Genomic DNA, 14,756 nt, shown 5'->3' with positions numbered 1-14,756 from the left:
CGGAAACTCTTCCTGATCATGGTTCAGAGAGGGAACAGGCCGCAATAACGGCCTCCCCTTTATAAACTTGAGGAAGGGGAGAGCGCGAGAGGGGAGAACCCTTTCTTGAAAGGGTTTCCCCTCTCGCATCTTCATTCTCTATTCTCTTCACCCCTTCTCTATTCTCTTCACCCCGCATACAACGCGGGGCACCAGGCGTAGCCAGCACCGGCTTGCCGCACGTGCCCGAGGCTGGGAAAGGGCAGATGCGCCCCGGCCACCCACTCCTTCCCCGTCGCCAGGGATTTCATGAGCGCGGTTCGCGTGGCCACGGCCGCCGGCTGGTCGATGTCGAAGTCGATGGACACCTCCGGGCGTGGAAACTGCACGGCCAGACAGTGGACGATATCGCCCCAGAAAAGGATGCCCTGCCCTTTCGAGGCCAGACGATAGCCGGTGTGGCCGGGCGTGTGTCCGGGGAGCGCCACGGCCTCCACGCCCGGAGCCGGCGTCTCGCCCGGGGCGAACGTCGAAAAGCGGCCCGCTTCCTGGTACGGCGCCAGGGCGGCCTTGATCGCCGGCAACATTTTGCGTTTTTCCTCGGGGATACGTTGCGCTGCATCCGGCCCCAGCCAATAGGCCGCCTCGGCCGCGGCCACGCGCACACGGGCCTGGGGGAAAACCGCGCTACCGGCCCCGTCGGTCAGGCCCAGGGCGTGGTCGGAATGGAGATGGGTGAGCAGCACCACACCGATCTCATGGGGATCGTAGCCGGCGGCCCGGATGTTGTCCGGCAGCAATCCCGCCTTTTTCCCGAAAGCCACCCCGGCACCGGTATCCACCAGCAGCAGATGGTTTCCGGTATTGATGAGAAAGGCGTTGATCGCCGTGGGCAGGCCCTGTTCCAGGTCGATGCAGGCCTGCCGCACCAGATCGTCGATCTCCCGGGGCGTCGCGCCGTGGAGGATCTTGGGCGGGATGGTCACGCCGCCGTCGTAGAGGGCCGTGACCTCGATGTCGCCGACCGGCAAGCGGAAATAGCCCGGGACCTGACGCGACACCTTGGCCGGAGGCCCGGCCACCGCCTGCCGCGTCGGCAACCCGACCGTCGCCCCCAGGGCGGCTACGGCCGCACCCTTCATAAAGACACGTCTGTTGAGCATTGGCCGTCTTCCTCCTTGTCGTCCATGCCTTGCCGACCCTTTTACCAGAGCGGCAGGGCGAAACAAGAAGGCACTTTATCGGAACCAGGCCGTCGCCAGGGAACCAGCCATGCCGATAAAAAAAGGGGGCTCCGGATGGAGCCCCCTTTCGTTGCGATGCGATGCGGCGCGACAGCCTATTCTTCGGGGCTGGCGCTCGTTTCGGCCAGGATCGGATTGTCCTCCAGCTCCTCCAGGAAGCGGTCGGGACGCTCGGGCTGGCGCGGCACCTCGATCTCGCTGTCCATGTAACGGCGATATCCGGTGCCGGCCGGGATGAGCCGGCCCACGATGACGTTTTCCTTGAGGCCCCGCAGGGAATCGTCCTTGCCCATGAGCGAGGCTTCGGTCAGCACCTTGGTCGTCTCCTGGAAGGAGGCGGCCGAGATGAACGAATCCGTGGACAGGGAGGCCTGGGTGATGCCCAGGACCAGCGGTTCGGCCACGGCGGGCTTGAGCCCCTCGGCCACGCAGCGCTGGTTCTCCTCCATAAAGCGGATCTTGTCGACCTGTTCGCCGATGAGGAAGGTCGTCTCGCCGGAATCGAGCACCGAGACCTTTTTGAGCATCTGGCGCACGATGATTTCGATGTGCTTGTCGTTGATGGCCACGCCCTGGAACCGGTACACGTCCTGGATTTCGTCCACGAGGTACTTGGCCAGGAACTTCTCGCCCTTGATCTTCAGGATGTCGTGCAGTTCCGGATAGCCTTCGGTCAAAAGCTCGCCAGCCTCCACGAAGTCGCCTTCCTGGGCCGTGATGTGCTTGCCGCGCGGAATGAGGTATTCCTTGGCGTCGCCGGCCTCGGGGGTGACGATGATCTTGCGCTTGCCCTTGGTCTCGGGGCCGTAGGAGACGATGCCGTCGATCTCGGAGACAACGGCCATCTCCTTGGGCTTTCTGACCTCGAACAGCTCGGCCACGCGCGGAAGACCGCCGACGATGTCCTTGGTCTTGGACGATTCGCGGGGCTTACGGGCGATGATGTCGCCCTCGAAGACCTCCTGGCCGTCACGCGCCATGAGCAGCGCGCCGACGGGCATGGAGAAGACGGCCAGACTGTTGGTGCCGGGCCGGGTCTTCGGGTTGCCGCGCTCGTCCACGATGGACACGGCAGGCTTGAACGAGGTGGTGCGGTATTCGATGATCGTCTGGGTGGCCCGCTTGGTCGCGTCGTCCACCTTCTCCTGATAGGTCTTGCCTTCGACGATGTCGGTGAACTTGATGATGCCGGCGACGTCCGTGACAAAGGGTTCGTTGAAGGGATCCCACTCGGCCAGCAGCTGGTCCTTTTTGACCTCCTGCCCGGCCACGGCATAGAGCTTGGCGCCGGACGGCAGGCTGTAGCGCTCGCGTTCGCGGCCCTGGTCGTCGACCACCGACACCTGCCCGGACTTGCCCATCATGATGGTGTGGCCCTGGCGGTTGACGATGGACTTGACGCGGGAGAGCGCGACACGGCCGTTGTGCTGGGCCGTCACCGACGACTGGGCGATTTCACGGGCCGCCGTGCCGCCGATGTGGAAGGTGCGCATGGTCAGCTGGGTGCCGGGCTCGCCGATGGACTGGGCGGCGATGATGCCGACCGTCTCGCCGACGTTGACCAGATGCCCCCGGGCCAGGTCGCGGCCGTAACACATGGCGCACACGCCGTGCTTGGCCTGACAGGTGAGGGTCGAACGGATGGTCAGCGAATTGAGTCCCTTGTCCTCGATCAACTGGGCGTAGGCCTCGTCGATGATCGTATTGGCCGGGATGATCACCTCGTCGGTCTCGGGGTCGAGCACGTCGAACATGGTCACGCGGCCAAGAGCCCGCTCGTGCACGCGCTGTTTGATGTCGCCGGCCTTGACGTAGTGGGTGATCTCCAGGCCGTCGACCGTGCCGCAGTCGATCTCGGTGATGATGACGTCCTGGACCACGTCCACCAGACGGCGGGTGAGGTATCCGGAGTTGGCGGTCTTCAGCGCCGTGTCGGCCAAGCCTTTCCGGGCGCCGTGAGTCGAGTTGAAGTACTGGGTCACCGAGAGGCCTTCACGGAAGTTCGAGGTGATGGGCGTCTCGATGATTTCACCGGAAGGCTTGGCCATAAGGCCGCGCATGCCGGCGAGCTGGCGCATCTGGTCCTGGTTACCACGGGCTCCGGAGTGGATCATCATGAAGATCGGGTTGACCGAGGTGTTGCGCTCTTCCTTGCCGGTCTTGGGATCCTTGACGATATCCCAGGAGATCTCCTTCATCATCTCGGAGGCGACGTCGTTGGTGGCCTTGGTCCAGACGTCGACGACCTTGTTGTACTTCTCGGTGCGGGTGATGATGCCCTCGCCGTACTGCAACTCGATGTCGTCCACCTCGTTCTGGGCCGCCTCGAGGATCGTGGCCTTGGCCTTCGGGATGGTCAGGTCCTTGACGCCGATGGAGACGCCGGCCCGGGTGGCGTATTCGTAGCCCAGGCCCTTCACGCGGTCGCACAGCAGGACCGTGGCCTTGGTGCCGCGCATCCGGTAGGTGTCGCCCACGAGCTTGCCGATGGCGCGCTTGGTGAGCACCGTATTGACGAGTTCGAAGGGCACGCCCTCGGGCAACAGCTCGCCCACGATGACGCGGCCCGGCGTGGTATGGATGCGTTCGCCCCTGATGCGGCAGACGATACGGGCGTGCAGATCGACCACACCCGCGTCCACGGCGCAGATGACCTCGCCGGGATCGGAGAAGATCTTGCCCTCGCCCTGGGCGAAGCTGCGCTCGACGGTCAAATAGTACAGCCCGAGCACCATGTCCTGGGAAGGCACGATGATCGGATTGCCGTTGGCCGGCGACAGGATGTTGTTGGTGGACATCATGAGCACGCGGCACTCGATCTGCGCCTCGACCGACAGCGGCACGTGCACGGCCATCTGGTCGCCGTCGAAGTCGGCGTTATAGGCCGAACAGACGAGCGGGTGCAGCTGGATGGCCTTGCCCTCGACCAGGGTCGGCTCGAAGGACTGGATGCCGAGGCGGTGCAGCGTCGGGGCGCGGTTGAGCATGATCGGATACTCGCGCACCACGTCTTCCAGGATGTCCCAGACCACCAATTCCTCGCGCTCGACCATCTTCTTGGCCGTCTTGATGGTGGTGGCCAGGCCCTGCTCCTCGAGCTTCGAATAGATGAAGGGCTTGAAGAGCTCCAGGGCCATCTTTTTCGGCAGGCCGCACTGGTGGAGCCGGAGCTTCGGGCCGACCACGATGACCGAACGGCCGGAGTAGTCGACGCGCTTGCCGAGCAGGTTCTGACGGAAGCGGCCCTGCTTGCCCTTGATCATGTCGGACAGCGACTTCAGCGGCCGGCCGTTGGTGCCGGTGATGGCCCGGCCCCGGCGGCCGTTGTCGAAAAGCGCGTCCACGGCTTCCTGGAGCATGCGCTTTTCGTTGCGGATGATGATGTCCGGCGCGCCGAGCTCGATCAGGCGTTTGAGGCGGTTGTTGCGGTTGATCACCCGGCGGTAGAGGTCGTTTAAGTCCGAGGTGGCGAACCGGCCGCCGTCGAGGGGGACCAGGGGGCGCAGCTCGGGCGGAATGACCGGGATGACCTCCATGATCATCCATTCGGGCTTGTTGCCCGAATCGAGGAAAGCCTCGACGATCTTGAGGCGCTTGATGATCTTTTTCTTCTTGGTCTGCGACTTGGTGGTCATGGACTCTTCGCGCAGCTCGGCGCGGATCTTGACGAGGTCAAGCTCCTCCAAAAGCGAACGCACGGCCTCGGCGCCCATGCCCACTTCCAACGCGTCCTCTCCGCCGTAGTGGTCGATGACCTGGATATACTGCTCTTCGGAAATGACCTGGTACTTGGTGAGGTTGGTGTCTTTCGGGTCCAGCACCATGTAGGAGTCGAAATAGAGGACCTTTTCCAGGTCGACCATGGTCATGTCGAGCAGGGTGCCGATTTTCGACGGCAGGGTCTTCAGGAACCAGATATGAGCAACGGGCGCGGCCAGTTCGATATGGCCCATGCGCTCGCGGCGGACCTTGGAGGCAATGACCTCGACGCCGCACTTTTCGCACACGATGCCCCGGTGCTTCATGCGCTTGTACTTGCCGCAGTTGCACTCGTAGTCCTTGACCGGGCCGAAAATCTTGGCGCAGAAAAGCCCGTCGCGTTCGGGCTTGAAGGTACGGTAGTTGATGGTTTCGGGCTTCTTGACTTCCCCGAAAGACCATTCGCGGATTTTTTCCGGCGCGGCAATGGAAATGCGGATGGATTTGAGCGACCGGCTGGACACGCTGGTCTGGCCAATGCCGCGCATGCTGAACAGTTCGTCCAGAGACATACGGTTACCTCGTATGGCGGGAGGACCCTTCCCGCATCTGGGCCCGGCCGGGGAACCGGCGGGCGTTGGCTAGGCGAAACACGCTGTCGAAGGCCAGTGTCGGCTATGGCATACGGGCCCGGGGTCGGCCTGCCGTGTCTCCCATCCGGATCCGATGCACGGCATCGGACCCGGACGGGCGGCGGGCTCCCGGACGCACAGCCCTAGCGCCGAGGGGGGGCCTTGACTATTTTCTTCTCGTCCTGGATCAGGTCCACGTCGAGGCCAAGGGACATGAGCTCCTTGACCAGGACGTTGAAGGACTCGGGCAGTCCGGCTTCCAGGAAGTTATCGCCCTTGACGATCTTTTCGTACATCTTGACGCGCCCGCCGACGTCGTCGGACTTGACGGTCAGGAATTCCTGCAAGAGGTAGGACGCGCCGTAGGCTTCCAGCGCCCAGACTTCCATCTCACCCAGACGCTGTCCGCCGAACTGGGCCTTGCCGCCGAGCGGCTGCTGGGTGACCAGGGAGTAGGGGCCGGTCGAACGGGCGTGGATCTTTTCGTCGACCAGGTGGTGGAGCTTCAGCATGTACATGCAGCCCACGGTCACGGGACGGTGGAAGGCTTCGCCGGTGCGGCCGTCGTAGAGGGTGACCTTGCCGTCCTCGGGCAGGCCCGCCTGCTTGAGCCAGCCCCACATCTCGTCTTCCGTGGCGCCGTCGAAGACCGGCGTCTTGGCCACGATGCCCTTTTTGAGGGACTTGAGCGCCACGCGCAACTCATCGTCGGACATGGCGTCGATCATGGCCACGGTCGCCGCCTCCGGGAAGACGGCCTTGGCCTCGGCGCGCACGCCCTCCATGGGCTTGCCCGAGGCGACCAGGGCGGCCAGCTGCTTGCCGAGCTCCATGCCGGCCCAGCCGAGGTGGGTCTCCATGATCTGGCCGATATTCATACGCGAAGGGACGCCCAGCGGGTTGAGCACGATATCGACCGGGGTGCCGTCGGCGAAAAAGGGCATGTCCTCTTCCGGCAGGATACAGGACACGACGCCCTTGTTGCCGTGACGGCCGGCCATTTTATCGCCCACGTTGAGCTTTCTTTTGACGGCCACGTAGACCTTGACCATCTTGATGACGCCGGGGGGCAGATCGTCGCCCTCGGTCACCTTCTCGCGCTTCTGGTCGTAGACGCCCTTCACGAAGTGGACGTGGCGGTCGTAGTCGTCGAGCATCTCGGCCACGGCCTCGTTGGTCTCCTTGGAGGCGAAGATGCCGGAGAGCTTTTTCACCGGCAGCTGGTCCAGGATTTCCTGGGTCAGCGGGTGGTTGGCCTCGAGGAGCACCTCGTTTTTCTTGTTCCCCTTGATGGTCTGGAACACGGCCTTGCCGGACACCACGGGCCACAAACGGCGACGCAGGTTGTCGGCGATGGCGTCGATGTGCTGGCCTTCCTTGACATCGATGCTGGCCAGCTCGAAATCCTCGATCTGGCGGGTGCGATCGTCCTTCTCGCCGGAGCGGCGGTTGAAGACGCGCACGTCGATGACCGTGCCCTCGATTCCGGGCGGGACCTTCAGCGACGTGTTTTTCACATCGCGGGCCTTGTCGCCGAAAATCGCGCGCAAAAGCTTTTCTTCCGGAGTCAGCTGGGTCTCGCCCTTGGGCGTGATCTTGCCGACCATGATGTCGTCCGGCGCGACCCGGGCGCCGATGCGGATGATGCCGCATTCGTCGAGGTCGTTTAACATTTCCTCGCCGACGTTCGGGATATCGCGGGTGATCTCCTCGGGTCCGAGCTTGGTGTCGCGGGCCACGACCTCGAATTCCTCGATGTGGACCGAGGTGAAGGTGTCCTCCTTGACCGTCTTTTCGGCGATCAGGATGGAGTCCTCGTAGTTGTAGCCGCACCAGGGCATAAACGCGACCAGCAGGTTCTTGCCGAGCGCCAGCTCACCGTCGCGGATGCCCGGCCCGTCGGCCAGCACATCGCCCTTTTCCACATGCTGTCCGACCCGCACGCGCGGCACCTGGCCGAAGCAGGTGTTCTGGTTGGACTTGTGGTGCTTGAGCAACACATAGGTCTTGGCGCCGCCGGAGGCCGCGGCCACATCGCCGTCGTAGCAGACGACGACGCGCTCGGCATCGGCGTAATGGACGAAGCCCGAGCCCTCGGCCAGCAGGCAGGCGCCGGAATCCTTGGCCACCGGGCCTTCCATGCCCGTGCCGACCAGCGGCTGCTCGCAGCGCAGAAGCGGTACGGCCTGGCGCTGCATGTTGGAGCCCATGAGCGCGCGGTTGGCGTCGTCGTGCTCGAGGAAGGGAATGAGCGCCGCGGAAACGGACACGATCTGGCTCGGCGAAATGTCCATGAGCGTGATCTGCTCGCGCGGGGTCATGATCAGGTCGCCGCGGATACGCGCGCCGACCATGGGGTGCACGAACCGCGAATCGGCGTCGAGCTCGACGTTGGCGCCGGCGATGATCTCGTCGATCTCGCGGGTGGCGTCCAGGTAGACGACCTCGTCGGTCACCTGGCCGTCGCGCACCACCCGATAAGGCGTTTCGATAAAGCCGAAGTCGTTGACCTTGGAATGGGTGGTCAGGGACACGATCAGGCCGATGTTCGGGCCTTCCGGCGTTTCGATCGGGCAGATGCGGCCGTAGTGCGAGGTGTGGACGTCGCGGACCTCGAAGCCGGCGCGCTCACGGGTCAGACCGCCGGGTCCCAGGGCCGACAGGCGGCGCTTGTGGGTGACCTCGGACAGGGCGTTGGTCTGGTCCATGAACTGGGACAGCTGGGAGGTGCCGAAGAACTCCTTGAGGACAGCCGCCACGGGCTTGGGGTTGATCAGGTCATGGGGCATGAGCGTGGCCACTTCCTGCAGGCTCATGCGTTCCTTGATCGCCCGCTCCATGCGCACCAGACCGATGCGATACTGGTTTTCCACCAACTCGCCCACCGGGCGCACCCGGCGGTTGCCCAGATGGTCGATGTCGTCGGCCGGACCGTGGGAATCCTTGAGGAAGGTCAGGTGCTTGACGGCCTTCAGGATGTCGTCGTTGGCCAGGGTGCGGAAATCGAGCGGCTGGTCGATCTTGAGCCGGGCGTTGAGCTTGTAGCGGCCCACGGGCGACAGGTCGTAGTAATCCGGATTGCGGAACAGGTTCTCGAAGAAATTGGCCGCGATTTCCGGGGTCGGCGGCGAGGACGGACGCAACCGACGGTAGATTTCGACCTGGGCCGTGATGGTGTCCGTGGTCTTGTCGAGGACCAAGGTGTCGCGGATCGATGACGAGGTGTCGATGCCCCGGGTATGCAGCACCGGAAGATTGACGATTCCGGCGTCCTTGAGCTTTTCCATCACTTCGGGGGTCAGCTCGTCGGCGGCCTCGACCAGGACCTCGCCCGTGGCCGGATCGGCGATGTCCTCGGCCAGGAACTGTCCGGTCAGGGTGGCGGGATCGACCTCGATCTTCTCGATGCCGGCCTCGAGCATCAGGCGCCAGGCCCGCTTGGTGATGGGCTTGTCCACGGCCACGATGGTGTTGCCGTCGGCGTCGCGCACTTCGGCGTAGGCCTTTTCCTTCCGGTAGAACTCAGGCAGCACCGGACGGAACACACGGGGGCCTTCGACGAAGAAATGCTCGATTTCGTAGAAATAGCGCAGGATGTCGACGCGCGACATGCCCATGGCCTTGAAAAGGATGGTGGCGGGCATCTTGCGGCGGCGGTCGATGCGCACGTACAGGATGTCCTTGTGGTCGTAGTCGAAATCGAGCCACGAGCCACGCATGGGGATCACGCGGCAGGAGTACAGCACCTTGCGGCTGGTGTGGCTCTTGCCGGAATCGTGCTCGAAAATGATGCCCGGGGAGCGCTGGAGCTGGTTGACGATGACGCGCTCGGTGCCGTTGATGATGAACGTGCCCTTCTCCGTCATCAGCGGAACGGTGCCAAAATAGATGACCTGTTCCTTGATGTCGCGGATGGTGCGGTTTTCGGTCTCCTCGTCCACGTCGTAGACGACGAGGCGGACCTTGATGCGCAGCGGGGCTTCGTAGGTCAGCCCCTTGGCGATGCACTCCGGAACGTCGTATTTTGGCTCGCCGATTTCGTAGCTGACATACTCCAGCGAGGCGGTCTTATTGAAGTCCTCGATGGGAAAGACCGAACGGAACACGCCCTCGAGCCCGGCATCCTCCCGGCTGGTGGGGGGGATGTCCTTTTGCAGAAAGAGCTCGTAGGAGTCGATCTGCAGGTTGAGCAGATGGGGAATGGTCAGCGTTTTGACGATCTTGCCGAAATTTTTGGTCAGCTGGGCCATTTTTTCCTCTGTGCAGGGCTACGACGTTGGAAGGGAGTGGGGCTCAGCGCCCCGCATCGGCCTTGCAAGGCGCGCCTGGCGCCGGTTTCGCCCCGGTCCGGCGAGGCTGCGCCGGGGTGGTGGCTACGGAAAGCATTTACAGGATAAAAAGGCAAAAAGAGCGCCCCCGCCCCTGTGGAAAGGGGGCGCTCTTTCACGTCGACAACAAAAACGCGCGGCGCGTTACTTGATTTCGCAGGTCGCTCCGGCTTCATCCAGCTGCTTTTTGGCTTCCTCGGCGTCGGCCTTGGCCACGCCTTCCTTGATGGTGGAGGGCAGCTCGTCGACCTTGGCCTTGGCTTCTTTGAGGCCCAGACCGGTCAGGGCGCGCACGACCTTGATGACGGCAATCTTGTTGCCGCCGGCGGCGGTCAGCACGACGTCGAACTCGGTCTTCTCTTCCTCGGCTGCGGCGGCATCGCCACCGGCGGCGGGGGCGGCCATCATCATGCCCATGGCCGGGGCGGCGGCGGAAACGCCGAACTTCTCCTCAAGCTCCTTGATGAACTGGGAGAGCTCGAGAACGGTCATATTGGCGATGAAATCGACGACTTGTTCCTTGGTGATGTCGGACATGGACTGTTTCTCCTTCAAACGTTCGCTTTGGCGAAAGCCGGCAGGTTACGCGGCTTCCTTTTTGTCCTTGATGGCCGTCAGCGCGTACAACATGCCGCGGATGACGTTCGCAAACAGGCTGACAAAGTTGGTGGGAACGGCGTTCATGGTGCCAAGGGTATGGGCCAGAAGTTCGGGCTTGCTCGGCAGCTTGGACAGCTCGACGACCCCGTTGGAATCGATGAGCGAGCCGCCGAGGCTGGCGTGCTTGACCGTGAACTTCTTGCTGGTCTTGGCGTAGTCCACCAGGGCCTTGGCGGCGACGACGGGATCGTCGTAGCCGAAGGCGATGGCATTGTTTTCCTTCAGGTGATCCTTCAGGATGTCATGGGCGCCGTCTTTCACCGCCAGACGGGCCAGGGTGTTTTTCACAACCTGGTAGTCGATGCCCGCGGCGCGGAGCTTGACGCGCAGTTCGGTCAACTCCTCGACGGTCATCGTCCGAAAGTCGGTGACCACCGCAATGCCGGCACGGTCCGCCTTGGCGCGCAGTTGTTCGATAATCTCGTTTTTTTGCGCACGTTGCACGGTACCTACCTCCACATGCGGGTTGGAGGGCCTTCAAGGGAGCCAAAGCCGAATCTCGGCGGGAAATTAAGGGGGACGTCCCCACCCGCTGTCTCTGACTCGCCTTCCATGCCCTGTTTTATATCGAAAAATCGTCCCTGGCCAAAGGACGCACCTTTGGCCGGGGACAATTGGTTGCCTAAAGGGGGGCTAAAGTTAGCCCTCGAGGAGCTTGCGTACCGACTGGGTGTCCACCTTGATGCCGGGGCCCATGGTCGTGGCCAGGGCCATGGCCTGCAGATAGGTTCCCTTGGCGGCCGAGGGCTTGAGGCGTATGACCGTGTCGATCAGGGCCCGAAAATTGTCGAGCAACTTCTCGGGACCGAACGAACGCTTGCCGAGCGACACGTGGAGCACGCCGGCCTTGTCGACCTTGAACTCCACCTTGCCGGCCTTGAGTTCCTGAACGGCCTTGGCGATGTCGAAGGTGACGGTGCCGGTCTTGGCGTTGGGCATGAGTCCGCGGGGGCCGAGGATCTTGCCGATCTTGCCGACCGAGGCCATCATGTCCGGGGTGGCCACGGCCTTGTCGAAGTCGAGGAAACCGCCCTTGATCTTCTCGATCAGCTCGTCGCCGCCGGCGAAGTCGGCTCCGGCCTCACGGGCCTCGGCTTCCTTGTCGCCCTTGCAGAAGGCGACCACGCGCACGTTCTTGCCGAGCCCATGGGGCAGCGAAACGGCGCCGCGCACCATCTGGTCGGAGTATTTGGGGTTAACGCCCAGGCACAGGGCGACGTCGACGGTCTCGTCGAACTTGGCCACGCCCGTCTTGACGGTCAGAGCCATGGCTTCGTTCAATTCGTATTTGTTCGTGAGGTCAAGGTCTTTGACCGCCTCGCGGTATTTTTTGCCGTGCTTGGCCATTTCGAAATATCCTCTCGCGGTCGTGCCGGTTAGACGATGTCGATACCCATGCTGCGGGCCGTGCCGGAGATGGTGCGGCAAGCCGCCTCCACGTCCTTGGCCGTCATGTCCACGAGCTTGAGTTTGGCTATTTCCTCGATCTGGGCCTTGGTCACCTTGCCCACCTTGGTCTTGTTGGGCTCGCCCGATCCCTTGTCGATCTTGGCGGCCTTGACCAGCAGCACCGAGGCCGGCGGCGTCTTGGTGATGAACGTAAAGGAGCGATCGGCGTAGATGGTGATGAGCGCCGGGATGATGGTGCCCTTCTGCTCCATGGTCTTGGCGTTGAACGCCTTGCAGAATTCCATGATGTTGACGCCGTGCTGACCCAGGGCCGGACCGACCGGCGGAGACGGGTTGGCCGAGCCGGCCGGAAGCTGCAATTTGACCTTGGCGACGATCTTCTTGGCCATGATGCGTATCCTTAAACGGGCGACGCCCGTTAGTTTTTGCTCACCTGCACGAAATCGAGCTCCACCGGCGTCTGCCGCCCGAAGATGGATACCGAGACGCGAAGTTTGCCCTTGTCGTAGTTGACGTCCTCGACAACGCCGTTGAAGCCGCCGAAGGGACCGTCGATGACGCGGACGTCGTCGCCCCGCTCGAAATGATACTTGGGTCTGGGCTGCTCCTGACGGCTGACCATCAGGTTCAAAATCTTGTCAGCCTCGCTGTCGCGCATGGGCGTGGGCTGGTTCTTGCCGCCGATGAATCCGGTCACGCGGGGAATGGACTGCACAAGGTGCCAGGAGTTGTCGTTCATGGCCATCTTGACCATGACGTACCCCGGGTAGAACTTGCGGGTGGAGGTCCGCTTCTCCCCCTTGACCAATTCGATGACCTTTTCCGTGGGAACGACGACTTCCTCGATGCTCCCGCCATCCTGGCCGGTGCGCATCATCTCGCGGATGGTCTGCTCCACACGGTTCTCGAAACCCGAGTAAGTGTGGACTATATACCACCGCGCGGGTACGCGCTGTTCGCCGGAGCCTTCCTGTTCGGTCATGATCGATCCCGTTACGATAGAATGAACGCGACAAGCCTGGACAGGGCCATGTCGACGACACCGAGGTAAATGGCCATTATGACGCTGAAAACCAATACGGCGACGCCGGTCTTGACGGTTTCCTGGCGGGTGGGCCAGGTCACCTTTTTCAGTTCGACCTTGGACTGCTCGAAAAATTCCTGGGCCGCCTTGGCGTAACCCATCATGGATTTTCCGGACTTGGCCGGGGCCTCCGCCTTGGCGGTGGACTTGCCAGCCGCAGCCTTGAGGGGCTTGTCAGCGCCCTGGGCTGCCTGTGTCTTTTCTTTGGCCATGACCTCGCCTTGCTCGAATAATGGCAGGGCAGGAGGGATTCGAACCCCCAGCCCTCGGATTTGGAGTCCGATGCTCTACCGTTGGAGCTACTGCCCTGCGTTAATACCCGGCGCCTACTTGGATTCCCGATGGACCGTATGCTTATGGTCGAACGGGCAATACTTCTTCACCTCGAGGCGGCCGGTGGTATTCTTCTTGTTTTTTTCTGTCGAATAATTCTTGCGCTTGCACTCGGTGCACTGCAACTGGATGTTGATACGCATCACTTACTCCACGATTTCAGAGACGACGCCGGCACCGACGGTCCGGCCGCCTTCGCGAATGGCGAAGCGCAGGCCCTTCTCCATGGCGATGGGGGCGATCAACTCCACGTTGAACGTGGCGTTGTCGCCGGGCATCACCATTTCGACGCCCTCGGCCAGGGTCACGACGCCCGTGATGTCGGTCGTGCGGAAATAGAACTGGGGACGGTAGCCGGTGAAGAACGGGGTGTGGCGGCCGCCCTCTTCCTTGTTGAGAACGTAGACCTCGCCCTTGAACTTGCGGTGCGGGGTGATGGTGCCGGGCTTGGCCAGAACCTGGCCGCGCACGACATCGTCGCGCTTGACACCGCGCAGCAGCACGCCGACGTTGTCGCCGGCCTGGCCCTGGTCGAGAATCTTGCGGAACATCTCGACGCCGGTGCAGGTGGTCTTGACCGTGTCCTTGATGCCGACGATCGCCACTTCGTCGCCCACGGTGATGATGCCGCGCTCGACACGACCAGTGACGACGGTGCCGCGACCGGAGATGGAGAACACGTCCTCGATGGGCATGAGGTACGGCTTGTCGATGTCGCGCTTGGGCTCAGGAATGTAGGTGTCGCAGGCGTCAAGCAGCTCGAAGATCGGCTTGGCGTCCGGGCTGTCCGGGCCTTCGGCCTCCAGGGCCTTCAGGGCCGAACCCTTGATGATCGGGATCTCGTCGCCGGGGAAGCCGTACTTGGTGAGCAGCTCGCGCACTTCGAGCTCGACGAGTTCGAGCAGTTCGGGGTCGTCGACCAAGTCGACCTTGTTCATGAAGACGACGAGCTGGGGCACGCCGACCTGACGGGCGAGCAGGATATGCTCACGGGTCTGGGGCATAGGGCCGTCGGTTGCGGCCACCACCAGGATGCCGCCGTCCATCTGGGCGGCGCCGGTGATCATGTTCTTGATGTAGTCGGCGTGACCGGGGCAGTCGACGTGCGCGTAGTGCCGCTTTTCGGTCTCGTATTCGACGTGGGCCGTGGCAATGGTAATGCCGCGTTCCTTTTCCTCGGGGGCCTTGTCGATCTGATCGAAAGGAACGTATTCGCCAAAACCCTTGAGGCTGGCCAGGCGCGTAATGGCGGCCGTCAGCGTGGTCTTGCCGTGGTCGATGTGCCCGATGGTACCGATGTTGACGTGCGGCTTTTTCCGCTCAAATTTCGCCTTGCCCATGTCGTCCCCCTAAGCAGCGGTTTGACTTCGAATTTTTATGGTGAATT

Annotated in this window: 11 protein-coding genes and 1 tRNA gene; all 12 read right to left on the bottom strand. The window is 62.7% G+C overall.

The genetic code is table 11. From position 1 onward, the window contains the following. Positions 1-167: 167 nt before the first annotated feature. Positions 168-1,142: an MBL fold metallo-hydrolase gene (locus tag K9F62_13210; protein UJX39676.1), complete on the bottom strand. Its 975-nt coding sequence runs from the start codon at positions 1,140-1,142 to the stop codon at positions 168-170. 176 nt (positions 1,143-1,318) lie between these two features. Next, positions 1,319-5,494: a DNA-directed RNA polymerase subunit beta' gene (gene rpoC / locus K9F62_13205; protein UJX39675.1), complete on the bottom strand. Its 4,176-nt coding sequence runs from the start codon at positions 5,492-5,494 to the stop codon at positions 1,319-1,321. Between the two features lie 203 nt (positions 5,495-5,697). Continuing rightward, the gene (gene rpoB, locus K9F62_13200; GenBank protein UJX39674.1) at positions 5,698-9,804 is read right to left on the bottom strand and encodes a DNA-directed RNA polymerase subunit beta; all 4,107 of its coding nucleotides are present in this window, start codon (positions 9,802-9,804) and stop codon (positions 5,698-5,700) included. Positions 9,805-10,026: 222 nt separating this feature from the next. Then, on the bottom strand, positions 10,027-10,419 hold the full coding sequence (gene rplL / locus K9F62_13195; GenBank protein ID UJX39673.1) for a 50S ribosomal protein L7/L12: 393 nt from the start codon (positions 10,417-10,419) through the stop codon (positions 10,027-10,029). Positions 10,420-10,464: 45 nt separating this feature from the next. Continuing rightward, on the bottom strand, positions 10,465-10,986 hold the full coding sequence (gene rplJ, locus K9F62_13190; protein ID UJX39672.1) for a 50S ribosomal protein L10: 522 nt from the start codon (positions 10,984-10,986) through the stop codon (positions 10,465-10,467). A 195-nt stretch (positions 10,987-11,181) separates the two neighbouring features. Then, positions 11,182-11,889 (bottom strand): 50S ribosomal protein L1, encoded by a 708-nt coding sequence (rplA, locus tag K9F62_13185; protein UJX39671.1) that lies wholly within the window; start codon positions 11,887-11,889, stop codon positions 11,182-11,184. A 29-nt stretch (positions 11,890-11,918) separates the two neighbouring features. Next, the gene (rplK, locus tag K9F62_13180) at positions 11,919-12,341 is read right to left on the bottom strand and encodes a 50S ribosomal protein L11 (protein ID UJX39670.1); all 423 of its coding nucleotides are present in this window, start codon (positions 12,339-12,341) and stop codon (positions 11,919-11,921) included. A gap of 29 nt (positions 12,342-12,370) precedes the next feature. Further along, positions 12,371-12,934: a transcription termination/antitermination protein NusG gene (nusG, locus tag K9F62_13175; protein UJX39669.1), complete on the bottom strand. Its 564-nt coding sequence runs from the start codon at positions 12,932-12,934 to the stop codon at positions 12,371-12,373. 11 nt (positions 12,935-12,945) lie between these two features. Then, complete coding sequence (gene secE, locus K9F62_13170; protein UJX39668.1) at positions 12,946-13,248, bottom strand: preprotein translocase subunit SecE; 303 nt, start codon at positions 13,246-13,248, stop codon at positions 12,946-12,948. A 21-nt stretch (positions 13,249-13,269) separates the two neighbouring features. After that, positions 13,270-13,345: transfer RNA gene (locus K9F62_13165), tRNA-Trp, on the bottom strand. 17 nt (positions 13,346-13,362) lie between these two features. Then, positions 13,363-13,512, bottom strand: coding sequence for a 50S ribosomal protein L33 (gene rpmG, locus K9F62_13160; GenBank protein ID UJX39667.1), 150 nt, complete (start codon positions 13,510-13,512; stop codon positions 13,363-13,365). 3 nt (positions 13,513-13,515) lie between these two features. Further along, entirely contained in the window at positions 13,516-14,709 is a 1,194-nt protein-coding gene (gene tuf / locus K9F62_13155; protein ID UJX39666.1) for an elongation factor Tu, read from the bottom strand. Positions 14,710-14,756: the final 47 nt, after the last annotated feature.

Source organism: Desulfovibrio sp. JY, from assembly GCA_021730285.1.
Lineage (GTDB): Bacteria > Desulfobacterota > Desulfovibrionia > Desulfovibrionales > Desulfovibrionaceae > Solidesulfovibrio.
Note: the sequence above shows the minus strand (reverse complement) of the source record. Positions and strands in the feature narration are given on the sequence as shown.

What these genes read in the sequence shown, in the direction of transcription:
- K9F62_13210 (UJX39676.1), bottom strand. Translation starts at nt 1,142, where the DNA reads ATGCTCAACAGACGTGTCTTTATGAAGGGTGCGGCCGTAGCCGCCCTG.
- rpoC (UJX39675.1), bottom strand. Translation starts at nt 5,494, where the DNA reads ATGTCTCTGGACGAACTGTTCAGCATGCGCGGCATTGGCCAGACCAGC.
- rpoB (UJX39674.1), bottom strand. Translation starts at nt 9,804, where the DNA reads ATGGCCCAGCTGACCAAAAATTTCGGCAAGATCGTCAAAACGCTGACC.
- rplL (UJX39673.1), bottom strand. Translation starts at nt 10,419, where the DNA reads ATGTCCGACATCACCAAGGAACAAGTCGTCGATTTCATCGCCAATATG.
- rplA (UJX39671.1), bottom strand. Translation starts at nt 11,889, where the DNA reads ATGGCCAAGCACGGCAAAAAATACCGCGAGGCGGTCAAAGACCTTGAC.
- rplK (UJX39670.1), bottom strand. Translation starts at nt 12,341, where the DNA reads ATGGCCAAGAAGATCGTCGCCAAGGTCAAATTGCAGCTTCCGGCCGGC.
- nusG (UJX39669.1), bottom strand. Translation starts at nt 12,934, where the DNA reads ATGACCGAACAGGAAGGCTCCGGCGAACAGCGCGTACCCGCGCGGTGG.
- secE (UJX39668.1), bottom strand. Translation starts at nt 13,248, where the DNA reads ATGGCCAAAGAAAAGACACAGGCAGCCCAGGGCGCTGACAAGCCCCTC.
- rpmG (UJX39667.1), bottom strand. Translation starts at nt 13,512, where the DNA reads ATGCGTATCAACATCCAGTTGCAGTGCACCGAGTGCAAGCGCAAGAAT.
- tuf (UJX39666.1), bottom strand. Translation starts at nt 14,709, where the DNA reads ATGGGCAAGGCGAAATTTGAGCGGAAAAAGCCGCACGTCAACATCGGT.